Origin of the sequence: Pseudomonas sp. Ps21-P2 (assembly GCF_039672565.1) — a bacterium.
In the GTDB taxonomy this organism is placed as follows: Bacteria; Pseudomonadota; Gammaproteobacteria; order Pseudomonadales; family Pseudomonadaceae; genus Aquipseudomonas.
Map to the genome: position 1 here is coordinate 171,246 of NZ_JBDFPL010000010.1, position 24,875 is coordinate 196,120.

Genomic DNA, 24,875 nt, shown 5'->3' on the forward strand with positions numbered 1-24,875 from the left:
CGCGTCAGCGGCGGCAAACACCGGCCAGCAAAAATTGTACGGGTCGAATAAACCACATTTGTAACTGACGCCTGCGGCCCGGACATTTCTAGAATCAGTCCCACAATAACCGACTGTACTAGAGCCCTTCATGCCTGCTGTCCGCCGTTTCCCCCTGCTGCTTATCGGGGCCTTTTTCGCGCTTTATGTGATCTGGGGCTCGACCTATCTCGCCATCCGCATCGGTATCGAAACCTGGCCTCCGCTGATGATGGCCGGGGTCCGCTTCACCATCGCCGGCTCCATCCTGTTTGCCTTCATGCGCTATCGAGGCGCGCCGATGCCGACCTGGAAGCAGTGGAAATCCGCAGGGATGATCGGCTTTCTGCTGCTCGCCTGCGGCAATGGCGGCGTGACCCTGGCGGAACATGCAGGCGTCGCTTCGGGTGTCGCCGCGTTGGCCGTGGCCGTGGTGCCGTTGTTCACCTTGTTGTTCGGCCTGTTCTGGGGGCATCGCAATACCGGGCTGGAGTGGGCCGGCATTTTGCTCGGCCTCGTCGGCATCTCCTTGCTTAACCTGGGCTCGAACCTGCAGGCCAGCCCCATGGGCGCCGCGCTGGTGATCTTCGCCGCCGCGACCTGGGCGTTCGGCTCGGTGTGGAGCCGCTACCTGCCATTGCCCGCCGGACCGATGGCCAGCGCCTGCGAAATGCTGGTGGCCGGCGCGGTGCTGTTGCTCGGCAGCTTCGTGAGCGGCGAACGCATGACCCAATCCCCGGGCCTGTCCGGCTGGTTGGTGATGGCGTATCTGGTGGTGTTCGGCTCCATCGTCGCGTTCAGCTCCTACATGTACTTGCTGAAGAACGTGCGACCCGCCGCCGCGACCAGCTATTGCTACGTCAACCCGGCGGTGGCGGTGTTGCTGGGCGTGTTGTTCGCCGGCGAACACATCGGCTGGGCCGAAGGTGCGGCGATGGCGGTGATCATCAGCGCCGTCGTGCTCATCGGCCTGCCGCAGTGGCGCAAGCAGAAACCGGTGGAGAAAGGGTAAACTGCGCGCCATTGTCTTCTACAGACTCTTGTGCGCTGACCTTTTTCCAACGGTACTGAAATGACATTCGCCTCCCTCGGCCTGATCGAACCCCTGCTGCGTGCCCTCGAAACACTGGGCTACCAGACTCCCACCCCCGTTCAGGCCCAGGCGATTCCGCCCGTGCTCGAAGGCCGCGACCTGATGGCCGCCGCCCAGACCGGCACCGGCAAGACCGCAGGTTTCGCGTTGCCACTGCTGCAACGCCTGACCATGGAAGGCCCGAAGGTCGCTGCCAACTCTGTGCGCGCGCTGGTGCTGGTGCCGACCCGCGAACTGGCCGAGCAGGTTCACGAAGCCATCGCGCAATACGCCGAGCACCTGCCGCTGACCACGTACGCGGCTTACGGCGGCGTCAGCATCAACCCGCAGATGATGAAACTGCGCCGCGGCGTAGACGTGCTGGTCGCCACCCCTGGCCGTTTGCTCGACTTGTATCGCCAGAACGCCGTGAAGTTCTCGCAGCTGCAGACCCTGATCCTTGATGAAGCCGATCGCATGCTCGATCTAGGCTTTTCCGAAGAGCTGCGCGACATCTACGCCGCGCTGCCGAAGCGCCGCCAGACGCTGCTGTTCTCCGCGACCTTCTCCGATGCGATCCGCGCGCTGGCCGGGCAGATGCTCGACAACCCGCTGACCATCGAAGTCAGCCCGCGTAACGTGGCGGCGTCGTCGGTCAAGCAGTGGATCGTCACCGTCGACAAGAAGCGCAAGAGCGAGCTGTTCATTCATCTGCTCAAGAAGCATCGCTGGGGGCAGGTGCTGGTGTTCGCGAAAACCCGCGTCGGCGTCGACCAGTTGGTGGAGCGCCTGCAAGGCCTGAGCCTCAACGCAGACGGCATTCACGGCGACAAACCCCAGGCCACTCGCCAGCGCGCGCTGGATCGGTTCAAGAGCGGTGACGTGCAGATCCTCGTCGCGACCGACGTTGCGGCTCGCGGCCTGGACATCGACGACCTGCCGACCGTGGTCAACCTTGACCTGCCGATCGTTGCTGAAGACTACATCCACCGCATTGGACGCACCGGGCGTGCGGGGCAAACCGGTGAAGCGATCTCCCTGGTGTGCGCCGACGAAGTCGACCTGCTCAGCGCCATCGAAATGCTCACCCGCCAGACCCTGCAGCGGCGCGAAGAGCCCGACTTCATTCCAGAGCACCGCGTGCCGGCCACCGACGCGACCGGGCAGATTCTGAAGAAACCGAAAAAGCCAAAGAAACCCAAAACCAGCGGCGGAGGCGGCAAACGCAATCTGGGCAAATGGGTTGATAGCGGTGAAGCGGCGGCAGAAGTGCCGTCCATCAAGCCAGTGCGCAAAGTGCCGGTATTCAACACCGGACCGCGTAAGCGCAAGCCGTAAGAGGAAGAACTGCAGTACGGTCCGGCCAATCCCATTGCCCGGACCAGCGAGTTTATTGTGGGAGCGAGCTTGCTCGCAAAGCTGTTTGTCCGGCGCAGAAAATCCACCGGATGGACCGGCCTATTCGCGAGCAAGCTCGCTCGCACAGGTTCTGCGTTCAATCCATAGTGCCCGGTCGACGCAATCAATTGTGGGAGCGAGCTTGCTCGCGAAAGATGGCTCGCCAGTCCACGTCCCAACGACACACCCAAAAGGGCCTAACGCCCGCGCAGCACATCCTGATAAAGATCCGCATACCCCTGCACCATCTTCTCCGACGTAAACATCGACTCAAATCGCTGCGCCGCCTTCAACCCCATCTGCTTCGCCCGCTCTCGGTCATTCCACAGCGTATTCATCGCGGCCGCCAGCGCGTCCGAATCCCGTGGCGGAACAACCAGCCCCGTCTCGTCCGCGATGTTGATGAAGGTGGTGCCAGTGCCCATCTCGCACGAGATCATTGGCTTGCCATACATCGCTGCTTCCAGCAGCGAAATACCGAAGGATTCCGAGCGCTGGTGCGACGGGAACACAAACACTTCACAAAGCATCAGCAGCGCGTTCTTGTCCTCGTCCGGCAGGCTGCCCACAAACACGACGTTACTGAGCCCGAGCGCCTTGGCTTTCGCCTTGAGTTCCAGCTCCTGATGCCCGCCGCCCATGATCACCACCGGCAGGCGATTTTTGTGCGCCGCTTCAAGCAGAAAATCCAGGCCCTTGTAGTAACGCAGCGCACCGACGAACAGAAAAAAGCGCTCGCCCAGTTGCTGCTTCCAGTGATCGAGTTTCGTCTGAGACGGAGCAGGGTAGGTGGCGCGATCGAGCCCAAACGGAATGATCTCGACTTTATCGCTGAACCTGGTCAGCACCTCACTGCTGGCGGCATAGTTCGGCGACGATACGACGATCCGATCAACGCTCCCCAGAAAACGGTTCATCAGCGGCGCATACAGCTTGAGCAGCGTCTTCTGCTTGATGATGTCCGAGTGGTAGCTCACCACCGTCGGCTTTTTGATCTGCGCGGCAAAGTGCGCGATGTCCATGTACGGCCACGGGAAGTGGTAATGCACGATGTCAGCTTCGCGCGCGAGCTCTTTGAAGTCCCGGATACCCGACAGCGAAAAGCCTGTCGACGCGACATACAAATCCTGTTTGGAGCGGTGTGCGATGTGATTGCCCACCGTCTCGTTACGCGCCGCGCCTTGTTTGCTCAGCGAAAGCACTTCGGACTCGATCCCGTGGGCCTGGCAGCCCTGTGCCAGTTGGAAGATGACTTGCTCGACGCCACCGCCCTTGCTTTCCGGGAAGTAGGTTTTGAAGAAGTGCAAAACTTTGGTCATCAGGATTCTCTGACGAAACGATAACGTCCGCTGTTCTCGCGATAGGTGCGTTGCGGGCAGAGCGGGGATGTGTGGAGCGGAGGATAAAGGAAAACCCGAAGCGCCTCACAGCGCTTCGGGTTGGGTACTGCGGCGTTACGCGTCGGCCAGCATCCAGCCAAGCGTTTCGCTCAGCTCGGGTGTCTGCCAGCCCGGGACCAGCGACTTCAGCTTGCTGTTGTCGCCACACAAGGTCTTGACCTCGTTGGCCCGCACGAAAGCAGGATTCACTTCGACGGTGAGGTCGTGGCCGGTGATAGCGCGACACATGTCGATCACTTCACGCAGCGAGTGAGTCTTGCCCGAGCTGACGTTGACGTACTGACCGAACGGCTTGGCTTCCAGCAGCCCGCGATAAGCGGCCACCAGCGAACGGACGTCGCTGAAATCGCGCCAGACATCCAGGTTGCCCAGCTCGATCTTCCCGGCCTTCTCGCGGAAGTGTTTGACGATCTTCGGCAGCAGGAAGTTATCCGCCTGGCCGACGCCGGTGTAGTTGAACGGGCGCGCGATGATGATCGGCAACCGCCCGAACCACAGACTGGCCATGTATTCCATGGCCAGCTTGCTCACGGCGTAGTCGTTGGCCGGCGCCGGCGTGGTGCTTTCATCAAGCAACCCTTCCGACGCATTGCCATACACGTTGGCACTGCTGGCAAGCAAAACGCTTTCCGGCGCCTTGCCGCAGTTGGCGATGGCTTCGAGCAGGTTGCGCGTACCAATCAGGTTGACCTGATAAAACGCATCCGCCGCGCCATGTCCGACAAACGCCAATGCCGCGAGATGAACGACGATGTCCGGCTGAAGGTCCGCCAGCAGCTTGCTCAGACCCACCAGATCGGTGAGATCGGCCTGATAATAATTGGCTTCATCGGACGGATTGCTGCCCAGGCCAACGACCTCGCAGCCCTGGGCTGTGAGCTCGGCCGCCATGTAGCGCCCCGTAAATCCATGAATACCCGTTATCAGCGCTCGCTTGCCGGCGATACTCATCAGAACGAGAACCCTTTTTCGTTACGACGCAGGTCCGCTTCGACCATCATGCGGCACAGCTCTTCCAGGTTGGTCTTAGGCTCCCAGCCCAGTACTTCCTTGGCTTTGGCCGGGTTGCCGATCAACAGCTCAACTTCGGTCGGGCGGTAGAACTTCGGATTGACCGAGACCAGGACCTTGCCAGTGGCAGCGCAGGTACCGATTTCTTCTTCCGCTTCGCCACTCCAGTTGATGGTGATGTCGACAGCCTTGAATGCCATCGCGACGAAGTCACGAACGGTTTCAGTGCGGTTGGTGGCCAGAACGAAGGTGTCCGGCTGATCAGCCTGCAGCATGCGCCACATACCTTCGACGTACTCTTTGGCGAAGCCCCAGTCGCGCTTGGCGTCCATGTTGCCCAGTACCAGCGAGTCCTGCAGACCCAGCTTGATCTTGGCAACGGTGTCAGTGATTTTGCGTGTCACGAACTCACGGCCGCGCAGTGGCGACTCGTGGTTGAACAGAATACCGCTGGTCGCAAAAATACCGTACGACTCGCGATAGTTGATGGTCATCCAGTGAGCGTACAGCTTGGCGACGCCGTAAGGGCTGCGCGGGTAGAACGGCGTGTCTTCAACCTGAGGAATGGCCTGAACCTTACCGAACATCTCGGAAGTCGACGCCTGGTAGAAGCGGACTTTCGGGTTAACGATACGGATGGCTTCCAGCAGATTCACAGCGCCCAGGCCGGTGATTTCGGCGGTGGTGATTGGCTGTTCGAAGGAAACGCCTACGAAGCTCTGCGCGGCGAGGTTGTACACCTCGGTGGCTTCGGTGGTCTGCAGCAGGCGGATGCTGGCCGACAGGTCGGTCAGGTCGTACTCGACCAGGTGCAGGTTTGGATTGTTCTGGATGCCCAGTTCTTCGATCCGCCAGAAATTGACAGAACTGGTACGACGATAGGTGCCGTAGACGGTGTAGCCCTTGCCAAGCAGCAGTTCAGCCAGGTAGGCGCCGTCTTGACCAGTGATGCCGGTAACAATTGCTTTCATGCGAATCCTCTAAACCCCATAGCGCCGAAGACAAAGCCTGGCTGGGCGCCAAGCGTTAACAAGTGCGCCATCATACAGAAAATGAACGTCACGGACGACGGTAGAGAACGATGAGTTACTAAGCTGCGTCGCGTATAGTCGCGTTTCAGACGGGCACTCATTACCGGTTAGACCATGTAGGCCTACTGCGTGAAGCCTGCACCGTCACGACTCGGCAGCGAAATCGACTTGCGTGGATGCTCAGGTATACCTCGCTGGGTTTGATGAAGTTAGAACTGTAAAAGGATGACCCAGTGCGCCTCGCGGTTTGCGCCGGGTTTTGAAGTGGGAGTTGGGGAAATAATGCAGAAAAACACGGACAGAGCCCTCTTTGCCAATCAGCTGAGAGGGTTGGCAGTTGTAGCGGTCATCATCGTGCATTGGTGTGGTGTCTATTGGTATGCCCGGGAGACAGTAGCGTCGTACATCCACGCGCCGCTAGTCGAGGGACCTTCATCCCGGATGATTCAGTGGTTGACCATTCCGACCTTCAACTACGGGCCTTTCGGGGTTTCAATATTCTTCTTGATCAGTGGCTTCGTGATTCCTTTCTCACTGGCGAGACTGGCTCCCGGCAAGTTCTTGATTGCCCGCTTTTTACGAATCTATCCAACCTATATCGCAGCCAGTCTGATAATGCTGGGGCTGGTCTACCTGTCCAGCGTTTACTGGGGTAAAGAATTCAGCATGCCGCTCGATCGGTTCGTTGAGAATTTACTGCTATTGCAGGGCAACTTTGGCAGCCCGACGATCGACCTGGTGAACTGGACGCTGTCGATCGAAATCAAGTTTTACATCGTTGCCACGCTTCTTTATCGCTCAGTCAGGACTGGCAACGCCTACCCGATATTTTTGTTTTCCGCTGCTGTTCTTGCTGCCACTCAAGCCTTTCCTGACTGGCTTGGCCAGATGAACGCCTCCGCCGAGTTGATGGATTCGCTGAAGACAGAGCTAATGTGCGTCATTTTCATGTTCGTCGGGACCGGCTTCTATCACCATTACACCGGTACCTATACGACACGGCAGTTAGTCCAGTACTCGGCGATATTGGTCATCCTATTCATGATGTGCTGGCAGCATACATCGTGGGTCAACCAGATCCCTGACGTGCCTCAGAACTACCTGTACGGGCTGATTCTGTTCAGTGTCAGCTACGCGTTCCGTCGCTATTTCAGACCGATCCCTCCGATCGACTTCCTGGCTAACATCAGCTATTCGGTCTATGTGTTGCACTCGATCATCGGTTATCTGTCGATTCGGATCTTGATGGATCAAGGCGTCATTTACCCGATTGCCGGGCTCATCACGCTAGTCTTCGTACTGGTGCTGGCGTACGCGCTGCATGTTTTGGTAGAGAAGCCAACCATGCACTTGGGCAAAAGGCTGTCGGGCAACAAGCCTTTGATTGATCGTAAGGTAACGGTGGGCGCGTCCTGATCCAACCCAAGGGATAGGGATGCCGAGACACGGATATAAAAAAGGGGGCCATGATCATGGCCCCCTTTCTTTTGAACCTACGACCCTTGAATTGGGAGTCGCAGTGAGTGGTTACTGAAACCTGATCGATTTCACGAAGAAGCCTAGCGTACGGTCATCCTGTCCCACCCCAAGTTGCTTTGGAGACGTTGCGTCCGGCGTTTCGAAGGTAATAACCAACTTGCCCGAAGCATCCGGAGCCGGGAGTTGCACCCTGACAGGCTCGTCCGAAACGTGATCAATGCTCGCGTCATAGACAGGCTGCCCATTGGCGAGAATTTTGATCCGTTGGCTTTTCAACGACGCGGTGAGAAGCGGGTGCATCTCGATATCGAGCGCTTCAGGCGCTCTTTTCGGAACATCGCAGGTATAAGTCCCCACCTTGCTGTTGATCCAGCGCCCATCAGATTCGGCGGCACCAAATCCAGTGACACGGTTTGAATCCACAAGGCCTGCGCTTGAGAAGTCAATTGTGTTCCGACACGCATCTGTTTGCTTGAGTTGCTCGGCGATACAGCCGGCATTGTTGATGGTGATACCCCCTTGCCGACTTACCTCGCACTCAATCATGTCGTATTTCGCTGAGCCCTCGCTGCTGACGATGTAGCCATAGTTGGAATAATCATCCAGCTTGTCCGCCAGTAGAACGTCGGGGATCGCCAGCGTTCGCGGCGTGTGCGCCATTGCCAGCGAAAACATATAGTTGAATGTCTTGTAATAGCCCGCCAGGCCGATTACCGCATTGGCCTTGCCGGGTATTTTCGGGATGTCGGTTGAGGTGATGTTGATGATCTTTTTCTCAGTCTGCAGAAGCTCAGAGAAATCGATCACCTGATACGGAATGATCACAGATTTGATAATTACCCACAGGCAGCCGCCAGCAATCAACGCTTCTGCGGCTGAGGGCATGCGAAGGGTTGTCAGTACCGTCGGACCCACCCGCAGCACAAACTCACCTGCAACGATGGCCATGGCCACGAAGAGGTAGCTGATGATCCCGAATCCATACTTCTTCACTGCATAGTTGGAGCCGAACCCGAACTTCACTAACACCATCTGAAGCAGGCAAAGTGCTGCGACTCCCGCACCATACAACGCAATGTATTTTACGGCGGGATGAGACAGCCTACTGCCGGGCTTCATGTGGGCGATGATCAATCCCGCTGAGATCACCAAAGCCAAAACGCAAAGTGTCCCCAGCCCCAATGGGTAGCTGACACGTTGAAGTTCGAGCCCGCCGTCGTTCTCGGCGATTTTTCGCATGGCGGAAAATGCCGGGTTCAATACCACGCCACACAGAGCAATCACCGGAACGACGAGGCCTGCGAGAGCGGTCGTCCGGCTTTTCTTCTGAATGATGTCCTGGAAGCCATTGAACAGTGTCATGGCCCCGAGCATTGCCAGCAGTTCGAGCGTAGGCAGCAGATGGACACCAGTGTTGAGCGCAATGACCCCGATCAGGAACACGTATGCGGCCCAACGTCCCTTCTTCGATTCCAGATACACCGCGCCCGCTATGGCAAGCACGATGATGGCTTGCGCCACTAACTGGGAATAGAAAAAGTTGCTGACGACTTCTGCGCCGTGCACCTCAAGTTTCAGCGTGAACCTGTTAAGCAAGAGCGCCGCCGCCAAGGCTGCGGTGGATAGCCACCCAAGCGGTTTCGGCAGCGTGTTCAACAGGTAGACGAATCCACCCCATATGGCACTCAGAGACAGCAGGGTGACGACTTGGATACCCAGCAAGTTCGAGTTGAGTGGCCACCCGACGATGGCCGCAAATACATGGCTCAGCCTCGGGTAGTAATTCATCTCCCCCAGAGTAGGATCATTCGAGTCCATCAAATGAAATTGCTCTGAGATGCGATAGGTCAGCGCATAGTGATGCGCCAGGTCCACCGATTGACTCCACAGCGAGTCAAGGTTGATGAGCACCATCAGCCCTGCTACCAACAGCAGTACCAAGCACAGAAAACGCGATGGCAGCAGCCACATTCGATCCACGTCCAGACTTCCTTATCCGTTGCTTAGCTTTTTGGCGATCAGACGACCCTCACGGATGGCGTAGTTCGTGCCACGGTCTTCCGGATAAATCTGGGCCATGGTCGAGATCAGAGCATTGTCATAAGGCGTGGAAGCATCAGGTACATATTGCGAGTAGTTACGCTCGGTCACTGGCTGCGCATACTCCGAACGCCAGACCTTGAAGTCGATGATCCAGTCTTTTTCAAAATGCGGAAACATGCGCTTCAGGTGAGTGAGGGCGAAATCGAGATACTCCGCGTCCGAGTACTGCCATACCGGGTCTTCAGTCGCCAAATAGCGGGAAAGATAGGCGATGTGGCTGCCTTTGTAGTTTTCCGGGGTGTCAAAGTTGGTGTGCTCAATGACGCCTACGAAAGGGAATCCAGGGTCGTTGACGTTCAGCCAGTAGGTGTCGGACAGGCTCTGCTTGAGCCTCAATACCAGGCACATGTTGCCCAGATATTTGACGCGACGCAGCTTGGCCAGCCAGGCGTCATCTGCCGAGTTCTGGAACATGTCAGCGATGAGCGGGAAGGACGGCGTGAACAGGAACTTGCTGCCCTCGACCGGACCGCTTTCAGTCATCACGGCTGAAATCTGTTTGCCTGCCGTTACAAGGCCGGTCACTTTGCTGCCAAACGATACTTCCCCGCCATTGGCGTGGATGGCGGACACCATTGCTTCAGCCAGGCGACCGAACCCGCCTTTGAAGTAAGCCAGCTCTTCGCCGCCTTTGTCGTTGCGAGTGCTGCCGCGCAGCACGAGTTTCTTCCACATCCAGACGGCGTTGACAGCCTCTGCATAAACGGAAAACTTCGAGTTGATCAGCGGTTCCCAGACTACTTTGTAAACCGACTTGCCGCACATCCCTTCCAGCCACTCACGAATGCTCAAGTGCTCGATGGTTTTCCAGTCCTTGATGCGACGGACTTGAAACACCAGTAGGCCGAGACGGATACGATCCACCAGCGAAAGGGCTTTGAAACGCAGAAGATCCAATGGCGTCGACAGCTTCCACATCCGGCCATTGAAGTACATGCCTGTGCGGGTTGGCAGCAGGATAACGTCGCCCTCAAGGCCCAGTTCTTTAACGAGCTCCGGGACGAATACGTCGTTGTTGAACCAGTGGTGGTAAAACTTCTCGACCCGCACCCCGTCTTCGAATTCGAAGATGCCGGCCAGACCGCCGGGAGTGGAATCTGCTTCAAGAACCCGTACCCGCTTGCCCTGCTTCGACAGCACATAGGCTGCCGTGAGGCCTGTAAATCCGCCCCCGACAATCACAACATCATAGTTATTCATTTGTTATTCCAATGTAAGTTTTCGCAGTCACTGAGTGGCTGCTTTGAACAGGGCAGGGCGGGACCATATTGCCAAGGCGCCGACGATCGTCGTCGGCAGCCAGAGCGCCAAATGGACGATTACTGCATAACTACCCGCTTGCGCAGAAGTACCGCCTATTAGGGTCACTGCGGTAAACGCCGCCAGATGAAATGGGCCTACGTAACCCGGCGATGACGGCGCCAGTGTCGACAGCGTGGCAATCGCCATGACCAACAGCGCCATGAGCGGGCTGGCATCCAGACCCAGTCCCAGCAGCGCAAAATAGAACAGGCCGGATTCCCCCAGCCAGACAAGCATCGAGAGCAGCAACATAAGACCCAGAACGCGCGGCCTCGACATCACCTCAAAACTCTCGAAAAGACCGCCTACCGTGCGGAAAACGGTTTGTAATTTAGGCGGAATCTTACTGGTGGGCTGGTCATTTCCCAGCTTTGTGAACAGCCGCGCGAAAACGCCCGAAAAGAAGAAACCGAGAGCCAATGCAATGCCACCCAGTGCCGCAAGGATGACAGCCGTCTGCCTGATGGCCGGCGGGATATCAAGCGTGCTCACTGCCAGAATGCCCAGTGCCAGGCACGCGATCAGTGTGACCAGATCGATCAGGCGCTCGACGACCAGACTTGTGGTGGCGACGGTTTTGGTGACGCCCATCGCGCCGGGAAAGACCAGCGCCCGGATCACATCGCCCAGGCGAAGCGGCAGAACGTTGTTGAGTGCAATTGCACCCAGAAACGGTGCGGCGCAGTTCCGGAAACCGACGGCGTGTGAAGCGGCGGAGAGCATCACCGACCACCTGAAGATACGCACGGCATATCCAAAGGCCAGTGATGCGATTCCGAGCACCAAGTAGTGCCAGCGGAAGTGCTCAAGCGCGTCCATGACTTCCGAGAAGTTCACGAGTCGCGCAATGGCCAGCAGGCAGACGAGGGTTACAGCGGCCCCGATAACATGCTTGATCCAGCGCTTTTGCTTGGGTTGCGTTGCTGCTGTCATCGTTTTTCTCAAATGCGCCAAGGAGCTTTGTCTGCGGCCCAGAGAGCCTCGAGCTCGCGCTTGTCGCGCAGCGTGTCGCACGGCTGCCAGAAACCGGTGTGATGGAACGCGCTCAGCTGCCCGTCTTTAGCCAACTGCATCAGGGGCTCGCGCTCCCAGGAAATCGCGTCGCCGTCGATGTACTTGATCGCCTCAGGTTCCAGCACGAAGAAACCGCCGTTGATCCAGCCAATCTCGTCGCTTGGTTTCTCTTCGAAACTGGACACGCTGTTGTGCTCGTTGATATTCAACACACCGAAACGGCCTGGCGGCTGAACAGCTGCAACGGTAGCCAGCTTGCCGTGCTGACGGTGGAAGGCCACCTCGGCGCTGATGTCGATATCAGACAAGCCGTCGCCGTAAGTCAGGCAGAAAGTCTCATTGTTCAGGTAAGGGGCAACGCGCTTGAGACGTCCGCCGGTCATGGTTTCAGCGCCGGTATCTACCAGCGTGATGCGCCAGTCTTCGGCCTGACTGTTGAGAATCTGGGTATCGCCAGTTGTCAGGTCGATAGTCATATCTGACATGTGACGGTAGTAGTTGAAGAAGAACTCTTTGATGACGTAGCCCTTGTAGCCCAGGCAAATAACGAAATCCTTGATCCCGTGATTGGCGTAGGTACGCATGATGTGCCACAGCAATGGCTTGCCGCCGATTTCTACCATCGGCTTTGGTTTAGTGTCGGACTCTTCCGCAATGCGGGTTCCCAGACCACCGGCTAAAATTACAGCTTTCATGCTAACAATCCTTATAGTTTCAGGTCTGCGGGTTCAAAGTTGAGGCTTTGCTGAATAACGGCAACAGGGTCTGCGCGCAGGACCAGATAGATGCGCAACAAATACTCACCGATGATGCCGAGCAGGAAAGAGTTAAGCCCTATTCCGAACAACACCAGTATGTGGATGCTCGCCAGGCCTTGGGGAAGATCGGGATGAGCAAAACGCAACAGCAGGTAATAAGCGGCGCCCACTAAACTGGCCGCCAGTATCAAAATGCCGACGAAAGAGGCCGCACGAAGGGGAACCGTCGAGTGGTTGAGAACCGCAGTCAACCCCAGACGGATCAGCCTGTTTACGTTGAACTTGCTCTCGCCAGCGATGCGCGCATCACGGTCGTAGGCAATCCCGGTCTGATTGAAACCGATGCCAGCGATCATCCCGCGCAGATACGGGTTGGCGGTTTTGCTCTTCAACAGCACTTCGATGACCTTGCGGTCCATCAAGCGGAAGTCGCCCACATCCCGTGGAATCGGGTGTTCGCTAACCTTGTCGATGGCCCAATAGCCCAGACGCCTGAAGTTGTTTAGCAGCCAACCTTCCGGTCGTTTGCGTCGCACGCCATAGACGACTTCGTGGCCTTCCTGCCAACGTGCGAAAAACTCTTCAAGAAGCTCGGGTGGATCCTGCAGATCGGCATCAATTTGCATCACCGCGTCGCCGCGTGTGTGCATGTAGTTGGCGAGAATTGAACGCTGGAAGCCGTAGTTGCGCGAGAACCGGATCGCTCTCACGCGGGGGTCTTTGCTCGCGAGGTCAGCGAGCATGGCCCACGTGTTGTCGTCTGAATGATTGTCCGAAAAGACAAACTCAAGATCACACCGGTCGCTCATCTTCAAGGCCAGGGCATCGAGGCGCTTGTAGAGGTTGTCCAGATTGCCTGACTCGTTGAGGACCGGGATCGATATCGAAATCAGAGGCCGCTTTTCTGACATTGTTATTTCCTTATCAAATCCGTGCATTCAAGCATTCATCCTGGACTTCAAGTATTCGATGACCGCTGGTATGGCCTCTCGAAACGTTGAGTCCTTCAGCGCCTGCGGCCGCTCGAACACAAGATCGAAATTGTCTTGAGTGGGTTCTGGCAAGGCGCCCAGTTGCAGCAAGTGAGTCTTGCCAAATGCGCCAAATATGGCTTCCGCCAGGCTTCTGAGGGTGATCGGGTTTCCGTGGGCGAGGTCAACGAGGCCGATAAGTTCTGCGTCGACCAGCGACTTGACCGCGCGCGCATCGTCATCCACGTGATGATACTCACGCAGCTGTCGACCCTGGGTCATGGCGAATGGCGATTCCGTGCGGATGGCCGTCAGGATCTGCCCAAGAAACATGAACGGGCTTGGCTCGCCGCCTCCGTACAGCGTGTGGATACGCACGTGGGTGGCCAGTGCCCCGTCAGCGTTGGCGTCCTCGACATACTCGCTCAGCTTGAGCTTGCTCTGAACGTAGCTATTGCTGGTCAGGGTGTGCTCCATGGCCGTGCCAAAAGTCACGACCCGGATGCCCGACCGCGCAAGGCTGCCGATCACATTGCGAGGCAAATGATAGTTGACCGCCAGTAACTCTTCGGCGCTGAGTCGGGGGTCCAGAAGGCCGGAGCAAATGTAAACGACCGAACGTTCAGGCGGGCACTGGGCGAAGTATTCGCTTATCCCGGCGTGCTCGCCTGCCATCGACCACGGCTCGTATACGCTTCGATCTACGCAGGTGACTTCGCTTGGCGCGTATTGAGCAGCTATCGCCTGCCCCAAGCGACCTCGGCTACCCAGGATGAAGATCATTCCTGGATGCCTGCACGCCACTCATTAATCTGCGACAAAGTAATTTCCCGTGTTTTTTCGGGCGCTGCATAGAAGTCGCGGTACCAGACAGCAGTCTGCCGCACGACCTCGTCAGTGTCCCAGACGGGAATCCAGTTCAGCTGGTTTCGCGCGATGGAACTGTCCAGTGCCAGTGAGCCGGCTTCTGGCAGAGGATTGTCCATATATTGAAGCTCCGGACGCTGCCAGTGCGCGCTCATCAGCTCAAGTACGTTTCTTACGGAATACTGTTTCAGCTCTTGAGGCCCCAGGTTCCAGGCCTTCGCCACCCGCTCCGGCTGATCGGATAACAGGCCAGCCAGAATCACCAGATACCCATGAACCAGCGCCAGAACGTGCTGCCATGGTCGAGTCGCGTCTGGATAGCGCAATGTCATTGCACCACCGTCTATAGCCGCTCGAACAAAGTCAGGGATCAAACGGTCTTCTGACCAGTCGCCGCCGCCAATGATGTTGCCGCCGCGAGCGGTCGCAATCGCCGGACCTTTGCCTTCCGAGGCCGGGTACGAGGCTGCGTAACTCTGGATGATCATTTCAGCTGCTGCTTTGGAGGCGCTGTAAGGATCTTTGCCGCCCAATGGGTCATTTTCTCGATACGGCCAGGCCCACTCGTTGTTTTTGTAGACCTTGTCAGTCGTGATGCACAGCACACCCTTCACACTCTTCACCAAGCGGGCGGCTTCCAGCACATGCGCCGTGCCCTGAGCATTGACCAGAAAAGTGTTCACAGGCTCGCGGTAGGATTTACGGACGAGGGGCTGAGCAGCGAGATGGAGTATCAGATCAGGCTGGAAGGCTTCAACTGCATTCAACAGGGCGTCGAAATCACAGATATCCCCCAACGTACTCGTCATTTCCGGTTCGAGATTGAGCTGGGTGAACAAGGAAGGGGTGGTATCAGGTGCCAGCGCATAACCCGCCACTTCTGCACCGATAGACTTCAGCCAAAGACAGGCCCAGCCTCCGGTGAAGCCGGTGTGGCCGGTCACCAGGATCTTTTTACCAACGAGTCGGTCTTCAAACTGCAATCTGGATGTCATTTAACTCGCACCGTCATTGGTATGTATCGGTCCCAACCCTTGCACGGGCGACCTTTAAAGTGGCGCGAATAATACCTTGAATGCTGCAGCTTGTGCAGACGCGAGGGCCGCTCGATCGGAGGGGATCGACGAGGGGCCGCGATGATCGTATGCACGCGAGGTATTATTCGTTTGAAATGTAGGCTTGGTCGTTAGCTTCAGTGCTCATGCCCGGCCTCCTCCGGGCCGGAGGAGGGCCAAGGCTAGAGCCCTATTCGGCCAGCATCTGAGAAGCGAGAAACAGCTGTTTCGCGCTTTGATCCCACGTGAGCCAAGGCATGGATTCAGACTTCGGATGCTCCGCATTGCGGTGCAGACCAAGCCAGGCAGTCAGGCTGTCACACAGCGTTTGAGGCTGCTCTCCCTGGAAATAGAAGGCGTGCTCGCCTGCCACTTCGCGAAACACAGGGATGTCCCGGGCGATCAAAGGCAACTTGTATTGCGCCGCCTCAATGAGTGGCAGGCCGAAACCTTCACCAAGCGATGCAGCAATCAACGCATCGGACTGTGCATAAAGGCTGGACAGATAATCATCGTCGATGCCCTCAAACCAGAACAGTCGCTTCCCGGATTCGGGGTGTTCTCTCAGCCTCTCGACAAGCGCCTCAACCATCCAGCCCTGCTTCCCGACGATCAGCAAATTGGCGTCCTGCTGGCTTGCCCAAAGCAGTTCGAAGGCATCCAGCACCTGAGCATGTCCCTTTCTTGGCTCTACAGTGCCCACCATCAGAAATGACGGACGCGCCTGAAGGCTGGAGAGGACATTTTTGGGAATGGCCGTCGTACCTTCAGCGCTGGTCGGCTTGGTGATGTCTGCCCCCAAGTGGAACCACGAGATATTGAAAGGCCGTTTGGACGGTTTGCGATGTTCTGCAACCCACTCAGCCATTTCATCCGCAACTGCTTGAGAGATGCAAATCACACCGTCCGACTCGACAACGACTTTCAACCATTCATCCAGGATGTCAGCCGCGCCGGCAGGGAAACATTGCGCCAGCTTTTTAAGCAGCAAGTCATAAACCACGAACTGCACGGTGACGCCACGGCGCCTCATGTCTGCAAGTGCCTGCCGCTGTCTTGGAACAACGACGGGCTGCAGGTCCAGACCGACGAAATGATCGCCGGAGTGGAAAACCACCGGCTCGTCCTGAAGAAGATGAGTCGGGCAGTCCAGGAAACCCAGGGTGAACTGTCGTGCGTACCGGTAGCCGTCCTCGTCCTCGGTGGCATAAACAGGCTCGACACGATAATTACCTGGAGGCGTCGTCAGCCATGTTTCGAGGATGCTCCGAACAACGCGCTGGATTCCGCTCTTGGCATCGCGATTAACCAGTTCGGAAATGTCCACGAGCAGTTGAGGTTTGAAGATCGTAGGCTTCAGGCTTTGGTCAATGGACTCTGCAACAGCCATTGAGCTTTCGTAGCTGAAGCCTTGTTTTTCGAGGCCTGCAATCGAGGTCACAACCTCCGACACGGAGTGGTAGGAATCTTCGTGAAACCTCTCAATGGCTTGCCTGTAGAGGAATGCGCAGGCCCGAGGAGAGTGTCGAGTGTGAATCAATTGCTGGCCTTGCGCGCCGATACGTTCACGCGCGGCAGTGTCATGGCGCAGAAGATTCAGCGAGTCAGACAGCTCGGCGTCGTCGAAATCATCAGGCAGTTTGACCAGGCTGGAGGTCGGTATGTCCGACATGCTGCCGTTAGCATTCACGATCGTGGCAATGCCGTAATTCAGGCAGTCGAGTACGGCGGCAGAGGTTTCGCCGCGCGATAGCGTCCGCAACTGGACCGCCGCATCGGCGACCTCCAGGTACGCCTTGAACATGTCGGCATCTGCCCAGCCGGTGATTTTGATACGGTCGCGGCAGGGGCTGGCGTTGATCTTCTTGAGCAGGTTTTCGCCGAACTCACCTTCACTGTTCTGCCCGACGTAGACCAAGTGACAGTTCTCGTCCTGCGCCAGCTCGGATTCAAGCCAGGCATCCAGCAGGCGATCATTCAGCTTGGACGGGCCCAGCAGACCAAAACTGCAGACAACGAAGTCGCTTTCAGAGAAACCCAGTTTCGCTTTCGTCTCTGCGTGGGTGCGCGCGTTGGGGAAGCGAGGTGTGCGCAGCAAGGGGATCTCGGCCCACTTCAGGCCAGAGTTTTCTCCATACCACTGTTGTGCCAGTCGGATCGAGTAATGGGAATGAACAATGATCCCCTCGGCTTGCTGAAGGACTCGCAGGTTGCACGAGTATTTCCACACCGCATCGGCCGTGTCAGCACCACTGACACGCTGGCTGACTGCCTTGTAGCCGTGTCCAAGGTAAAGCGCACGCGTCCAGAAACCCTGATGCCCTAAATGAACCTCCATGTGTGCCGCAATGCCCGACAGAAAAAAATCGTGTAGGACGACGGTCCCCGGGATCTTTTCGATCAGGTGGAACATGTGTTCATGAAAGCTGGAGTTGCCGAAGTGATAGATAACGCGATCAAACACGTGTGCGTTTTCTTCAAACCACGCGACCGAGCGCAGCTTGTAATTGATTCCTGCGTCTGCGGGCGAGACCGACTCCTGAGCCACGATCACATCAATCTGGTAGTGGGCGGCGAGTTCAGGCAGCAGTTCGGCGCTGTAGTCGCTGATCCCGCTACGGGCAGGCGGGAGCGGGGACACATAAGCCAGGCGAGGTCGCTTCGGCGCACGCACCGGATTCGGGATCGAACGGCGGCCTGCGATCAGTTCCTTGATCGCCTGCACGGCGCGAATGGCAGTCTCGTCCCAACTGAATCTGCGCGCCTGCTCGATGGCCAACTCTGCCAGCCCAGCCCTGAGCGCATCATCGACCAGTATCTGTTCCATCTTCGCCGTGATGGAGTCGATCTGGTACGGGTCGAACAGCGCATCCGGGTTGCCGAGCACTTCCGGCAGGCTGGATGTATTGGACGCAATGACGGGTTTGCCGCAGGACATGGCTTCCAGCGCAGGCAACCCAAACCCTTCGTGCAGCGACGGGAAGATAAACAACTTGCACGCGTTGTAGAGCGCAATCAGGTCGTCTTCGCTGACGTACCCGGTGAAACATACATCCGCTTTCTTCAGGCCGCTGCTGACAACCAGGTCCTGAAGACGGGTGCGTTCATCGGGCTGAATGTTGCAGACGATGACCAACTGATGAGCACGACGCACCGGTTTCGACAGTTTGCCGAATGCGCTGATCAGGCCCTCGATATTTTTGCGCGGGTCGATGCCGCCCGTGTACATGACGAATGGCCGGTCAATTCCCAGCCGCGTCTTGAGAACGGCATCCCGTTGATCGTCAGGGAGGGGGCGGTAATGATCTGTGTCGATGGCGGTGGAAATATTGACGACTTCCTCGGGTGCGAACCCAAGGTGGTCAATGACTTCCGATCGTGACGAGCTTGAAATCGCCAGCACCAGATCGGCACGGCGCAAGTGCTGAAGCTTGGTCTCATACCAGCTGCGAACCGGCGGTGAGCCCAGGTAGGCGTCAGGATTGATGTAAGGGATAAGGTCGTAGACGATCGTGGCTGTAGGAATCGAAGAGTTCAGCATCTTGATGCTGGTCACGGCGTCGTCTACCAGGCCTTCAAACAGGCTGGAAACCAAGACAAGATCCGGGTCCAGGTTGGCGATGAACGCCTCCCGCACCAATTCGGAGGCATGCCGATTCCATGTGTTATCCGGGTTGAGCGCGCTGACCTTGCTGTTCGGCACCCACGTCTGGATATGACTGGCAGGCAGAAGGCCGTAAAGCTCGTCCCTGATGTGATCGACAGCATCGCCGAACAGCCCATTCAGGACGACGAAGACTTCAACGTCGCTACGGTTTTTGATGAAGGCCTTGGTGAACGACAGCGCGTACCGCCCGATGCCCCGATTCCTGTTTTCCGCTTGGGCGCCCTGAAGGTCAATAACGACGCGCATCAATTCGAATCCTTACGTTGTTCGTTGCTGTTGAGGCGGGTGTAGATAGCTTTCGCATTTTCCGTGAGGTGAGCCGGAGCAATAGGGACATCACTCGGATCAGGCGTAAAGGTCGGCGTAGGCTCTGGGTACTGGACCGTCTGCGGCGTCACCACTGTTTCCGCCCGGAGACGAGCGGCGAGGGCTTGCAATCTGGTTTGCAGGCCGGGGATGCGAAACAGCACGCGCTTGACGTTCTTGCGCAGGCCGGGCCGATTCAGAACGCCTTTCAGGACTTTCTTGATTGCCCGCTTAAGTGTCCGCGACGGCGATGAAGTCACCGATCTGCCCAGCATTGCGCCACCACGCAACGGCCCGGTGACCCGCCACGATGTGCTGTTTTTCAGCTGGCTGACGTACTCGTTTAGCTGGTGATGCTCGGCGCTTAACGCTCTGATTCTTTCATCCTTGTGAGCGACATCGTCTCTCAACGCATTGATCTGGCTGAGGCGGCTTTCCGCCTCGGTGTACCACATGTGCGCGTTTCGGGAGGACTCATCGAGCATTTTCACCATTGAGGCGTTCGCGAACTCGAGCGAAGTATTGGCACTTTCCAGGGAGGCATTGGCAGCCTTGAGCTTGTCCACCTTGAAATCGAGGACCGCAGCTTTGACGTCTTGCACCTGGTTAGTCATCGCCGAGTACTCTAGCTCAACGTGATCGACACGATGATTCAGCAGCGCGGCTGTACTGCTGACGATCTCCCGCTGCTCCTCCAGCTTAGCTACCTGATTGGCTTCGAGACGGGATTGCAGCTCACCAAGCGTCACCGTTTGGTTTGTTGCCAGCCGCTGTTCCATTTCACCGAGCTTTGCCGCTTGACCTTCTTCAAAACGACGTGCCAGCTCATCAAGGCTCAATCCGTAAGCCGCGTCAAACGCTGGATCGAATGTCGAAATATCAAGCGTCCCTGCCTCCTTTTGAGCAATGATCGCGTAATCCGGACTCGTCCCGCCGATCACGTCCATCAGGCCGACGGCAGGACTGTCCACCAGCGCTGGGTTTTCCTGCAGGCGCAGCAGCTTCGAACGAGTAAAGCCACTGAAGGACACGAGGAATTCCAGCAGCATGTGTGGAATCGGCTTTTCGTGAGTGGGGTCGAGATAGAAATTCTGCGTCCCCACAATCAGGTTTTCTGCGTTGGGGGTTTCGAGAATCAGCAGGCCACCAGGCTTAAGGACTCGGTTCGCTTCGGCGACCAGTTGTTTCAGGTCGTCGAAGGGGATGTGCTCGACGATGTGAAAACCGGTTAACACACAGAGTGAGTCGCTTGGCATCGCCTTCAGATAGAGCAGGGCGTCGGCTTTCTCAGCAGGCAAGTGGCGGGCTTGGCAGGCTTCCAGCATGCCTTCGTCCAGATCCACACCCGTGGCGTTAAAGCCGTTTTCTACCAACGTTTCCAGCCACTCGCCGCGCCCGCAGCCTACGTCGAGCGCGCGGCAGTCGTCATACAGACCTTGCAGCGGAAGGATGAACGGAAGGTAAACCTGCAATCGCTGCTTGATGGTTTCGTGAGAACCGCGATGCTTGTCTTCAAAGGCGCGATAGAACTGCTGGGTCACTGAATGCACTCCACAGTGGGTTGTATCCAGGCTGAGCCCACGAAAGGAATTTTGTCCGCGTTGATCACGTTAAACACCAGTGCCAGATCTCGCCATTCGTAATTTGCGTTGAGGTGAGTGTCCGCCGTATGCAGGGCGACAGCGATGGAGTATGAGCCAACGCCAATATTGGCGTCGAACCTGAAGACATACTCCAACTGGGTACCCCCTTCGAGCGCGCCCATCTTCTTGTCCAGATGATGGGTGTTGGTGCCGTAAATAGGCTGGCCCAGGCGGTCCTTGATCATGTAGCCCACGACCAGCTCGGGAATGGGGCTGTTGACGCTGACTTTTATCTTCAGGCTGAGCGATTGCCCGACGGATACGAATTCGATTGGGGCGTCCTGCTCGTTGTAGAGCGCAAGACTGTCAATGGTCGCTTCGCCGGAGCCTGAACGCGTTTGCACGCTCCCGTCGGCAAGCTTGTGCACTTGAACGGTGGCGTTCTCTTTCTCGGAAATAATGGCGTTGTAAAAATCCATCACTTCTTCCGGTGCACCGTCCTTGATAACCGTGCCCCCTTCAATCAGGAGCACACGGTCGCACAGCGCCTGGATCGAGCTTCGATCATGGGAAACGATCAGCAACGTGGTGCCTTGATCCTGGAACTCACGGATCCTGTCGAAACTTTTGTGCTGAAAGTAGCTGTCCCCTACCGACAGCGCTTCATCCACGATCAGGATTTCCGGGCGCTTGGCAGTCGCAACAGCGAACGCGACCCTCATCTGCATGCCGCTGGAATAGGTGCGAACTGCCTGATCGAAGTATTCGCCTACTTCGGCAAACGCCTCGATCTCAGCCATCACTTCATCAATCTGCTGAGTGGTAAAACCCATCAAACCCGCAGCGTGATAGACATTCTGGCGACCCGTCAGCTCCGGGTTGAAACCCATGCCCAGTTCCAGAATCGCAGCGATACGGCCGTGCACCTCAATGGAGCCCGTTGTCGGCTGCAGGGTGCCGGTAAGCATCTTCAGCAGCGTCGACTTGCCCGCACCATTCTGGCCGACAATGCCAATGGCTTCGCCTGCATTAATCTCGAAATTGATGTGCTGAAGCACCCAATGCTCTTCGCGGGGAGCGCTCTTGATGCCCAGCCAGCGGCCAATACGTTGCCACTCGCTGCGGTAGGTTCGGTAGGCTTTGCCGAGGTCTTTCGCGCGCAACAGGCTCATAGGGCGTCCACCATTTCAGGCGCTGCTCGGCGGAAGATGTAAAGGCCGAAGCCCAGCAGCAGACATGTGATCAGAACAGTGATACCTATCTGCGAGAAGTCAGGCGCCACGTTGTAAACGAAGACATCGTGGTACGCCGTCACGATCGGGTACATCGGGTTCCAAGCGATCAGCGACTTGAGGTCTTCGGGGATGATGTTGATCGGGTAGACGATCGGCGTGAACCAGAAAAGGATCTGCAGCACGATAGGGATGACCTGACCGATATCACGCACAAATACGTTGAGCACACCGAGGATCAAGCCCAGCCCGACTGCCAGCGCCGCGACGATGAGAATCAAGGGGATGGCCCACAGCATCTCCCAGGTCGGCCACTGGCCGAGGCAAATGAAGACAGCAAGCACGGAGAGCAGCAGCAGCAGATTATTCAGCAACGCCGAGCCCAAAACGATGAAGGGGAGGGTGATCCGCGGGAATCTCATCTTCTTCATGAGATTGCCGTTCTCGATGAAGAGCGTCAGGCATCGGTTGATGATCTCCGAGAAGAGGCTCCACGCAAGCGTCCCTGCCATCAAGTACAGCGCGTAGGCGTATTTGTTTTCGATGCCGGGCAGTTTCGCGGCAAGAACGTTGGACAAGATCAGCGCGTAGATCAGCACGTTCGCCAGCGGGTTGATGATCATCCACAACCCACCCAGGCTGCTGCGGGAGAACCGAGATACGAATTCGTTGCGGATAGAGGTGCCGATAAAGCTCCTGTAGCTGTACAGCCCTCTCAACAATCCAAACATGTGTTCACCTTTAAATCCTGAAGCTTCAAATGGGGCTCTCTCTTCTGGCAATGGCTTCCCTGCGGCGGGCGTCGAATGCTAACGCTCCTGACCAATCAGAGGGAAGGCAGTGGCCGGGCAATGTGGGAATACTGGTAATCCCGTCTTGAGGGATCGCCCCTGGCAGAAAGGCAGGTGTCGCGGAGGTCGAGCGCATGCCAGAGCGCCCGGCAATCGCCAGGCGCCTTGTTTATAACGTTCGCGGAGGGTGATGATTTACTGACCAGCGCGGCCGTAGACATCCTCGAAACGCACGATATCGTCTTCGCCCAGATAGTCGCCGCTCTGCACCTCGATCAACACCAGGTCTATGACACCCGGATTGGTCAGTCGGTGCGTGTGACCAGCACGAATAAAGGTCGACTCGTTGGTATTGAGCATGAGCTCTTGATCATCGTTGACCACAACGGCCATACCGCTGACGACAATCCAGTGTTCACTGCGGTGATGGTGCATCTGCAACGACAGCGACGCTTTAGGCTTGACCACGATGCGCTTGATCTTGAAGCGCTCACCGTTTTCCAGCGTGGTGTAGGTCCCCCACGGGCGGTGGACGGTCTGGTGCAACTGGTGAAGCGTGTGCCCTGAGCTCTTCAGCTGCGTGACGATATGTTTGACGTCCTGCGCGTGGTTCTTGTGCGCAATCATCAGTGCGTCAGCCGTATCAATGATCAGCAGATCCTCGACACCCACCAGTGCCGTCAGTCGCTCTTCGCTGTTCACATAGTTGTTACGCGAGCCATGGGACAACACTTCGCCTTCGAACCGGTTGCCGTCATCGTCCTGAGCGGTCAGTTCGCTCACAGCGTTCCACGAACCGATGTCACTCCAGCCAATGTCACAGGGAACAGTGGCAACCTTGTTGGAGCGCTCCATCAAGGCATAGTCGATGGAGATGTCCGGGACCTTCGCGAAGGAGTCGACGTCGAGCGACAGGCATTGGTAATCAGTGCCCTCGGTCAGACGGGAGCATGCGATCGACGCCGCAGCGGCTTCAAGCACGTCGGGAGCATGGGTGGCGAACTCTTCCAGCACGGTGCCGACCTGGAAGCAGAACATGCCCGAGTTCCAGTAATAGTTACCAGCCGCCACATAGGATTCAGCGGTCTTGAGATCGGGCTTCTCGACGAACCGCGCGACTTTCAAGCCGCCTTCTTGACCCGTGGATTCACCGGCCTCGATATACCCAAAGCCTGTTTCCGGGTACTGCGGCTGAATGCCAAACGTAACGAGCCAGCCTTTTTCGGAAAGCCGCACAGCGTTATCAACCGCGGCAGCAAAGGCTTTCTCGTCTTGAATCAGGTGATCGGCGGCCAGGACCAGCATGTGAGCGTCTGGACCTTGCAATTCCTTGATCTGCAGCGCGGCCATCGCGACCGCTGCAGCGGTGTTACGCCCGAAAGGCTCAAGGATGAAGGCTTGAGCCAGGCCTTTTTTGTTCACAGCGCGATACTCATCCTCGGTCTTGAAGAGCAGATCGCGGTTGGTCACTGTCAGGACTTGGGAGACACCCGCCAGCGCAGAAGCGCGCAGGAAGGTTTTCTGAATCAGGTTCTGACCGTCTGGCAGCATCATGAACGGCTTTGGATGGGCCTCGCGAGAAACGGGCCACAACCGGCTGCCGACGCCGCCTGACAAAATTACGGGTATCAAATCCATCTTGGTAAACCTCATGCAAACTGACAGCTAACTGATGATAAGGCGGAGAGACTGGACATCTCCGCTTTGCGCTATGGCAGGTAGGCATGCCAAGGGTGAAAACCATGCCAGGGAAAGCGACCTATCTGGAATCCGGGATGTTCGTGCGCGCAAGGGTACCAGAGAACGGTTCGCACTCT

Annotated in this window: 18 protein-coding genes; 3 read left to right on the forward strand and 15 right to left on the reverse strand. The window is 57.1% G+C overall.

The features are described from left to right. Window positions 1-130: 130 nt before the first annotated feature. Together yedA and ABEH28_RS23765 are read left to right on the forward strand one after the other, a co-directional pair. A complete protein-coding gene (gene yedA / locus ABEH28_RS23760) occupies window positions 131-1,030 on the forward strand; it encodes a drug/metabolite exporter YedA (protein WP_346627685.1) in 900 nt (299 codons plus the stop codon). Between the two features lie 60 nt (window positions 1,031-1,090). Then, on the forward strand, window positions 1,091-2,428 hold the full coding sequence (locus ABEH28_RS23765; RefSeq protein ID WP_192133561.1) for a DEAD/DEAH box helicase: 1,338 nt from the start codon (window positions 1,091-1,093) through the stop codon (window positions 2,426-2,428). A gap of 257 nt (window positions 2,429-2,685) precedes the next feature. Here the strand turns inward: ABEH28_RS23765 and ABEH28_RS23770 are convergent, their stop codons facing one another. From ABEH28_RS23770 to gmd, 3 genes are all read right to left on the reverse strand, one after another. Further along, on the reverse strand, window positions 2,686-3,807 hold the full coding sequence (locus ABEH28_RS23770; RefSeq protein ID WP_346631232.1) for a glycosyltransferase family 4 protein: 1,122 nt from the start codon (window positions 3,805-3,807) through the stop codon (window positions 2,686-2,688). 135 nt (window positions 3,808-3,942) lie between these two features. Beyond that, window positions 3,943-4,839 (reverse strand): GDP-mannose 4,6-dehydratase, encoded by an 897-nt coding sequence (locus ABEH28_RS23775; RefSeq protein WP_346631233.1) that lies wholly within the window; start codon window positions 4,837-4,839, stop codon window positions 3,943-3,945. Further along, complete coding sequence (gene gmd / locus ABEH28_RS23780) at window positions 4,839-5,870, reverse strand: GDP-mannose 4,6-dehydratase (protein WP_192174574.1); 1,032 nt, start codon at window positions 5,868-5,870, stop codon at window positions 4,839-4,841. Before gmd ends, ABEH28_RS23775 begins: the two co-directional genes overlap by 1 nt. Window positions 5,871-6,212: 342 nt before the next feature. On the opposite strand from gmd, the gene ABEH28_RS23785 reads away from it, so the two are divergent. After that, window positions 6,213-7,346 (forward strand): acyltransferase, encoded by a 1,134-nt coding sequence (locus ABEH28_RS23785; protein WP_346631234.1) that lies wholly within the window; start codon window positions 6,213-6,215, stop codon window positions 7,344-7,346. A gap of 111 nt (window positions 7,347-7,457) precedes the next feature. On the opposite strand, the gene ABEH28_RS23790 is transcribed toward ABEH28_RS23785, so the two are convergent. The 12 genes from ABEH28_RS23790 to ABEH28_RS23845 all read right to left on the reverse strand — a co-directional run bounded on the left by ABEH28_RS23790 (window position 7,458) and on the right by ABEH28_RS23845 (window position 24,696). After that, window positions 7,458-9,389, reverse strand: a complete 1,932-nt coding sequence (locus tag ABEH28_RS23790) for a hypothetical protein (RefSeq protein ID WP_346631235.1) — start codon at window positions 9,387-9,389, stop codon at window positions 7,458-7,460. 12 nt (window positions 9,390-9,401) lie between these two features. Further along, the gene (locus ABEH28_RS23795; RefSeq protein ID WP_346631236.1) at window positions 9,402-10,712 is read right to left on the reverse strand and encodes an NAD(P)/FAD-dependent oxidoreductase; all 1,311 of its coding nucleotides are present in this window, start codon (window positions 10,710-10,712) and stop codon (window positions 9,402-9,404) included. A gap of 27 nt (window positions 10,713-10,739) precedes the next feature. Then, window positions 10,740-11,747, reverse strand: a complete 1,008-nt coding sequence (locus tag ABEH28_RS23800; protein WP_192133576.1) for a lysylphosphatidylglycerol synthase transmembrane domain-containing protein — start codon at window positions 11,745-11,747, stop codon at window positions 10,740-10,742. Between the two features lie 8 nt (window positions 11,748-11,755). Next, window positions 11,756-12,523, reverse strand: coding sequence for a glucose-1-phosphate cytidylyltransferase (gene rfbF / locus ABEH28_RS23805; RefSeq protein WP_192133578.1), 768 nt, complete (start codon window positions 12,521-12,523; stop codon window positions 11,756-11,758). 11 nt (window positions 12,524-12,534) lie between these two features. Then, window positions 12,535-13,497, reverse strand: a complete 963-nt coding sequence (locus ABEH28_RS23810) for a glycosyltransferase family 2 protein (RefSeq protein ID WP_192133580.1) — start codon at window positions 13,495-13,497, stop codon at window positions 12,535-12,537. Between the two features lie 27 nt (window positions 13,498-13,524). Next, the gene (locus tag ABEH28_RS23815) at window positions 13,525-14,340 is read right to left on the reverse strand and encodes an NAD-dependent epimerase/dehydratase family protein (protein ID WP_346631237.1); all 816 of its coding nucleotides are present in this window, start codon (window positions 14,338-14,340) and stop codon (window positions 13,525-13,527) included. Next, window positions 14,337-15,419 (reverse strand): CDP-glucose 4,6-dehydratase, encoded by a 1,083-nt coding sequence (rfbG, locus tag ABEH28_RS23820; RefSeq protein ID WP_192133584.1) that lies wholly within the window; start codon window positions 15,417-15,419, stop codon window positions 14,337-14,339. Before rfbG ends, ABEH28_RS23815 begins: the two co-directional genes overlap by 4 nt. Before the next feature lie 250 nt (window positions 15,420-15,669). Further along, complete coding sequence (locus ABEH28_RS23825) at window positions 15,670-19,392, reverse strand: glycosyltransferase (protein WP_346631238.1); 3,723 nt, start codon at window positions 19,390-19,392, stop codon at window positions 15,670-15,672. Next, complete coding sequence (locus tag ABEH28_RS23830; RefSeq protein WP_346631239.1) at window positions 19,392-20,993, reverse strand: methyltransferase domain-containing protein; 1,602 nt, start codon at window positions 20,991-20,993, stop codon at window positions 19,392-19,394. The genes ABEH28_RS23825 and ABEH28_RS23830 overlap by 1 nt, the downstream gene beginning before the upstream one ends. Further along, entirely contained in the window at window positions 20,990-22,207 is a 1,218-nt protein-coding gene (locus tag ABEH28_RS23835) for an ABC transporter ATP-binding protein (RefSeq protein WP_346631240.1), read from the reverse strand. Before ABEH28_RS23835 ends, ABEH28_RS23830 begins: the two co-directional genes overlap by 4 nt. Next, window positions 22,204-22,998: an ABC transporter permease gene (locus ABEH28_RS23840; protein ID WP_133776109.1), complete on the reverse strand. Its 795-nt coding sequence runs from the start codon at window positions 22,996-22,998 to the stop codon at window positions 22,204-22,206. The genes ABEH28_RS23835 and ABEH28_RS23840 overlap by 4 nt, the downstream gene beginning before the upstream one ends. Before the next feature lie 255 nt (window positions 22,999-23,253). After that, a complete protein-coding gene (locus ABEH28_RS23845) occupies window positions 23,254-24,696 on the reverse strand; it encodes a mannose-1-phosphate guanylyltransferase/mannose-6-phosphate isomerase (RefSeq protein ID WP_346631241.1) in 1,443 nt (480 codons plus the stop codon). Between the last annotated feature and the right edge of the window lie 179 nt (window positions 24,697-24,875).

Excerpts from the sequence above, each read along its gene's own strand:
- ABEH28_RS23785 (WP_346631234.1), top strand. The coding sequence starts at position 6,213 with ATGCAGAAAAACACGGACAGAGCCCTCTTTGCCAATCAGCTGAGAGGG.
- rfbG (WP_192133584.1), bottom strand. The coding sequence starts at position 15,419 with ATGACATCCAGATTGCAGTTTGAAGACCGACTCGTTGGTAAAAAGATC.
- ABEH28_RS23775 (WP_346631233.1), bottom strand. The coding sequence starts at position 4,839 with ATGAGTATCGCCGGCAAGCGAGCGCTGATAACGGGTATTCATGGATTT.
- gmd (WP_192174574.1), bottom strand. The coding sequence starts at position 5,870 with ATGAAAGCAATTGTTACCGGCATCACTGGTCAAGACGGCGCCTACCTG.
- ABEH28_RS23795 (WP_346631236.1), bottom strand. The coding sequence starts at position 10,712 with ATGAATAACTATGATGTTGTGATTGTCGGGGGCGGATTTACAGGCCTC.
- ABEH28_RS23840 (WP_133776109.1), bottom strand. The coding sequence starts at position 22,998 with ATGTTTGGATTGTTGAGAGGGCTGTACAGCTACAGGAGCTTTATCGGC.
- ABEH28_RS23815 (WP_346631237.1), bottom strand. The coding sequence starts at position 14,340 with ATGATCTTCATCCTGGGTAGCCGAGGTCGCTTGGGGCAGGCGATAGCT.
- ABEH28_RS23810 (WP_192133580.1), bottom strand. The coding sequence starts at position 13,497 with ATGTCAGAAAAGCGGCCTCTGATTTCGATATCGATCCCGGTCCTCAAC.
- ABEH28_RS23845 (WP_346631241.1), bottom strand. The coding sequence starts at position 24,696 with ATGGATTTGATACCCGTAATTTTGTCAGGCGGCGTCGGCAGCCGGTTG.
- ABEH28_RS23800 (WP_192133576.1), bottom strand. The coding sequence starts at position 11,747 with ATGACAGCAGCAACGCAACCCAAGCAAAAGCGCTGGATCAAGCATGTT.
- ABEH28_RS23825 (WP_346631238.1), bottom strand. The coding sequence starts at position 19,392 with ATGCGCGTCGTTATTGACCTTCAGGGCGCCCAAGCGGAAAACAGGAAT.
- ABEH28_RS23770 (WP_346631232.1), bottom strand. The coding sequence starts at position 3,807 with ATGACCAAAGTTTTGCACTTCTTCAAAACCTACTTCCCGGAAAGCAAG.
- ABEH28_RS23765 (WP_192133561.1), top strand. The coding sequence starts at position 1,091 with ATGACATTCGCCTCCCTCGGCCTGATCGAACCCCTGCTGCGTGCCCTC.
- rfbF (WP_192133578.1), bottom strand. The coding sequence starts at position 12,523 with ATGAAAGCTGTAATTTTAGCCGGTGGTCTGGGAACCCGCATTGCGGAA.
- yedA (WP_346627685.1), top strand. The coding sequence starts at position 131 with ATGCCTGCTGTCCGCCGTTTCCCCCTGCTGCTTATCGGGGCCTTTTTC.
- ABEH28_RS23835 (WP_346631240.1), bottom strand. The coding sequence starts at position 22,207 with ATGAGCCTGTTGCGCGCGAAAGACCTCGGCAAAGCCTACCGAACCTAC.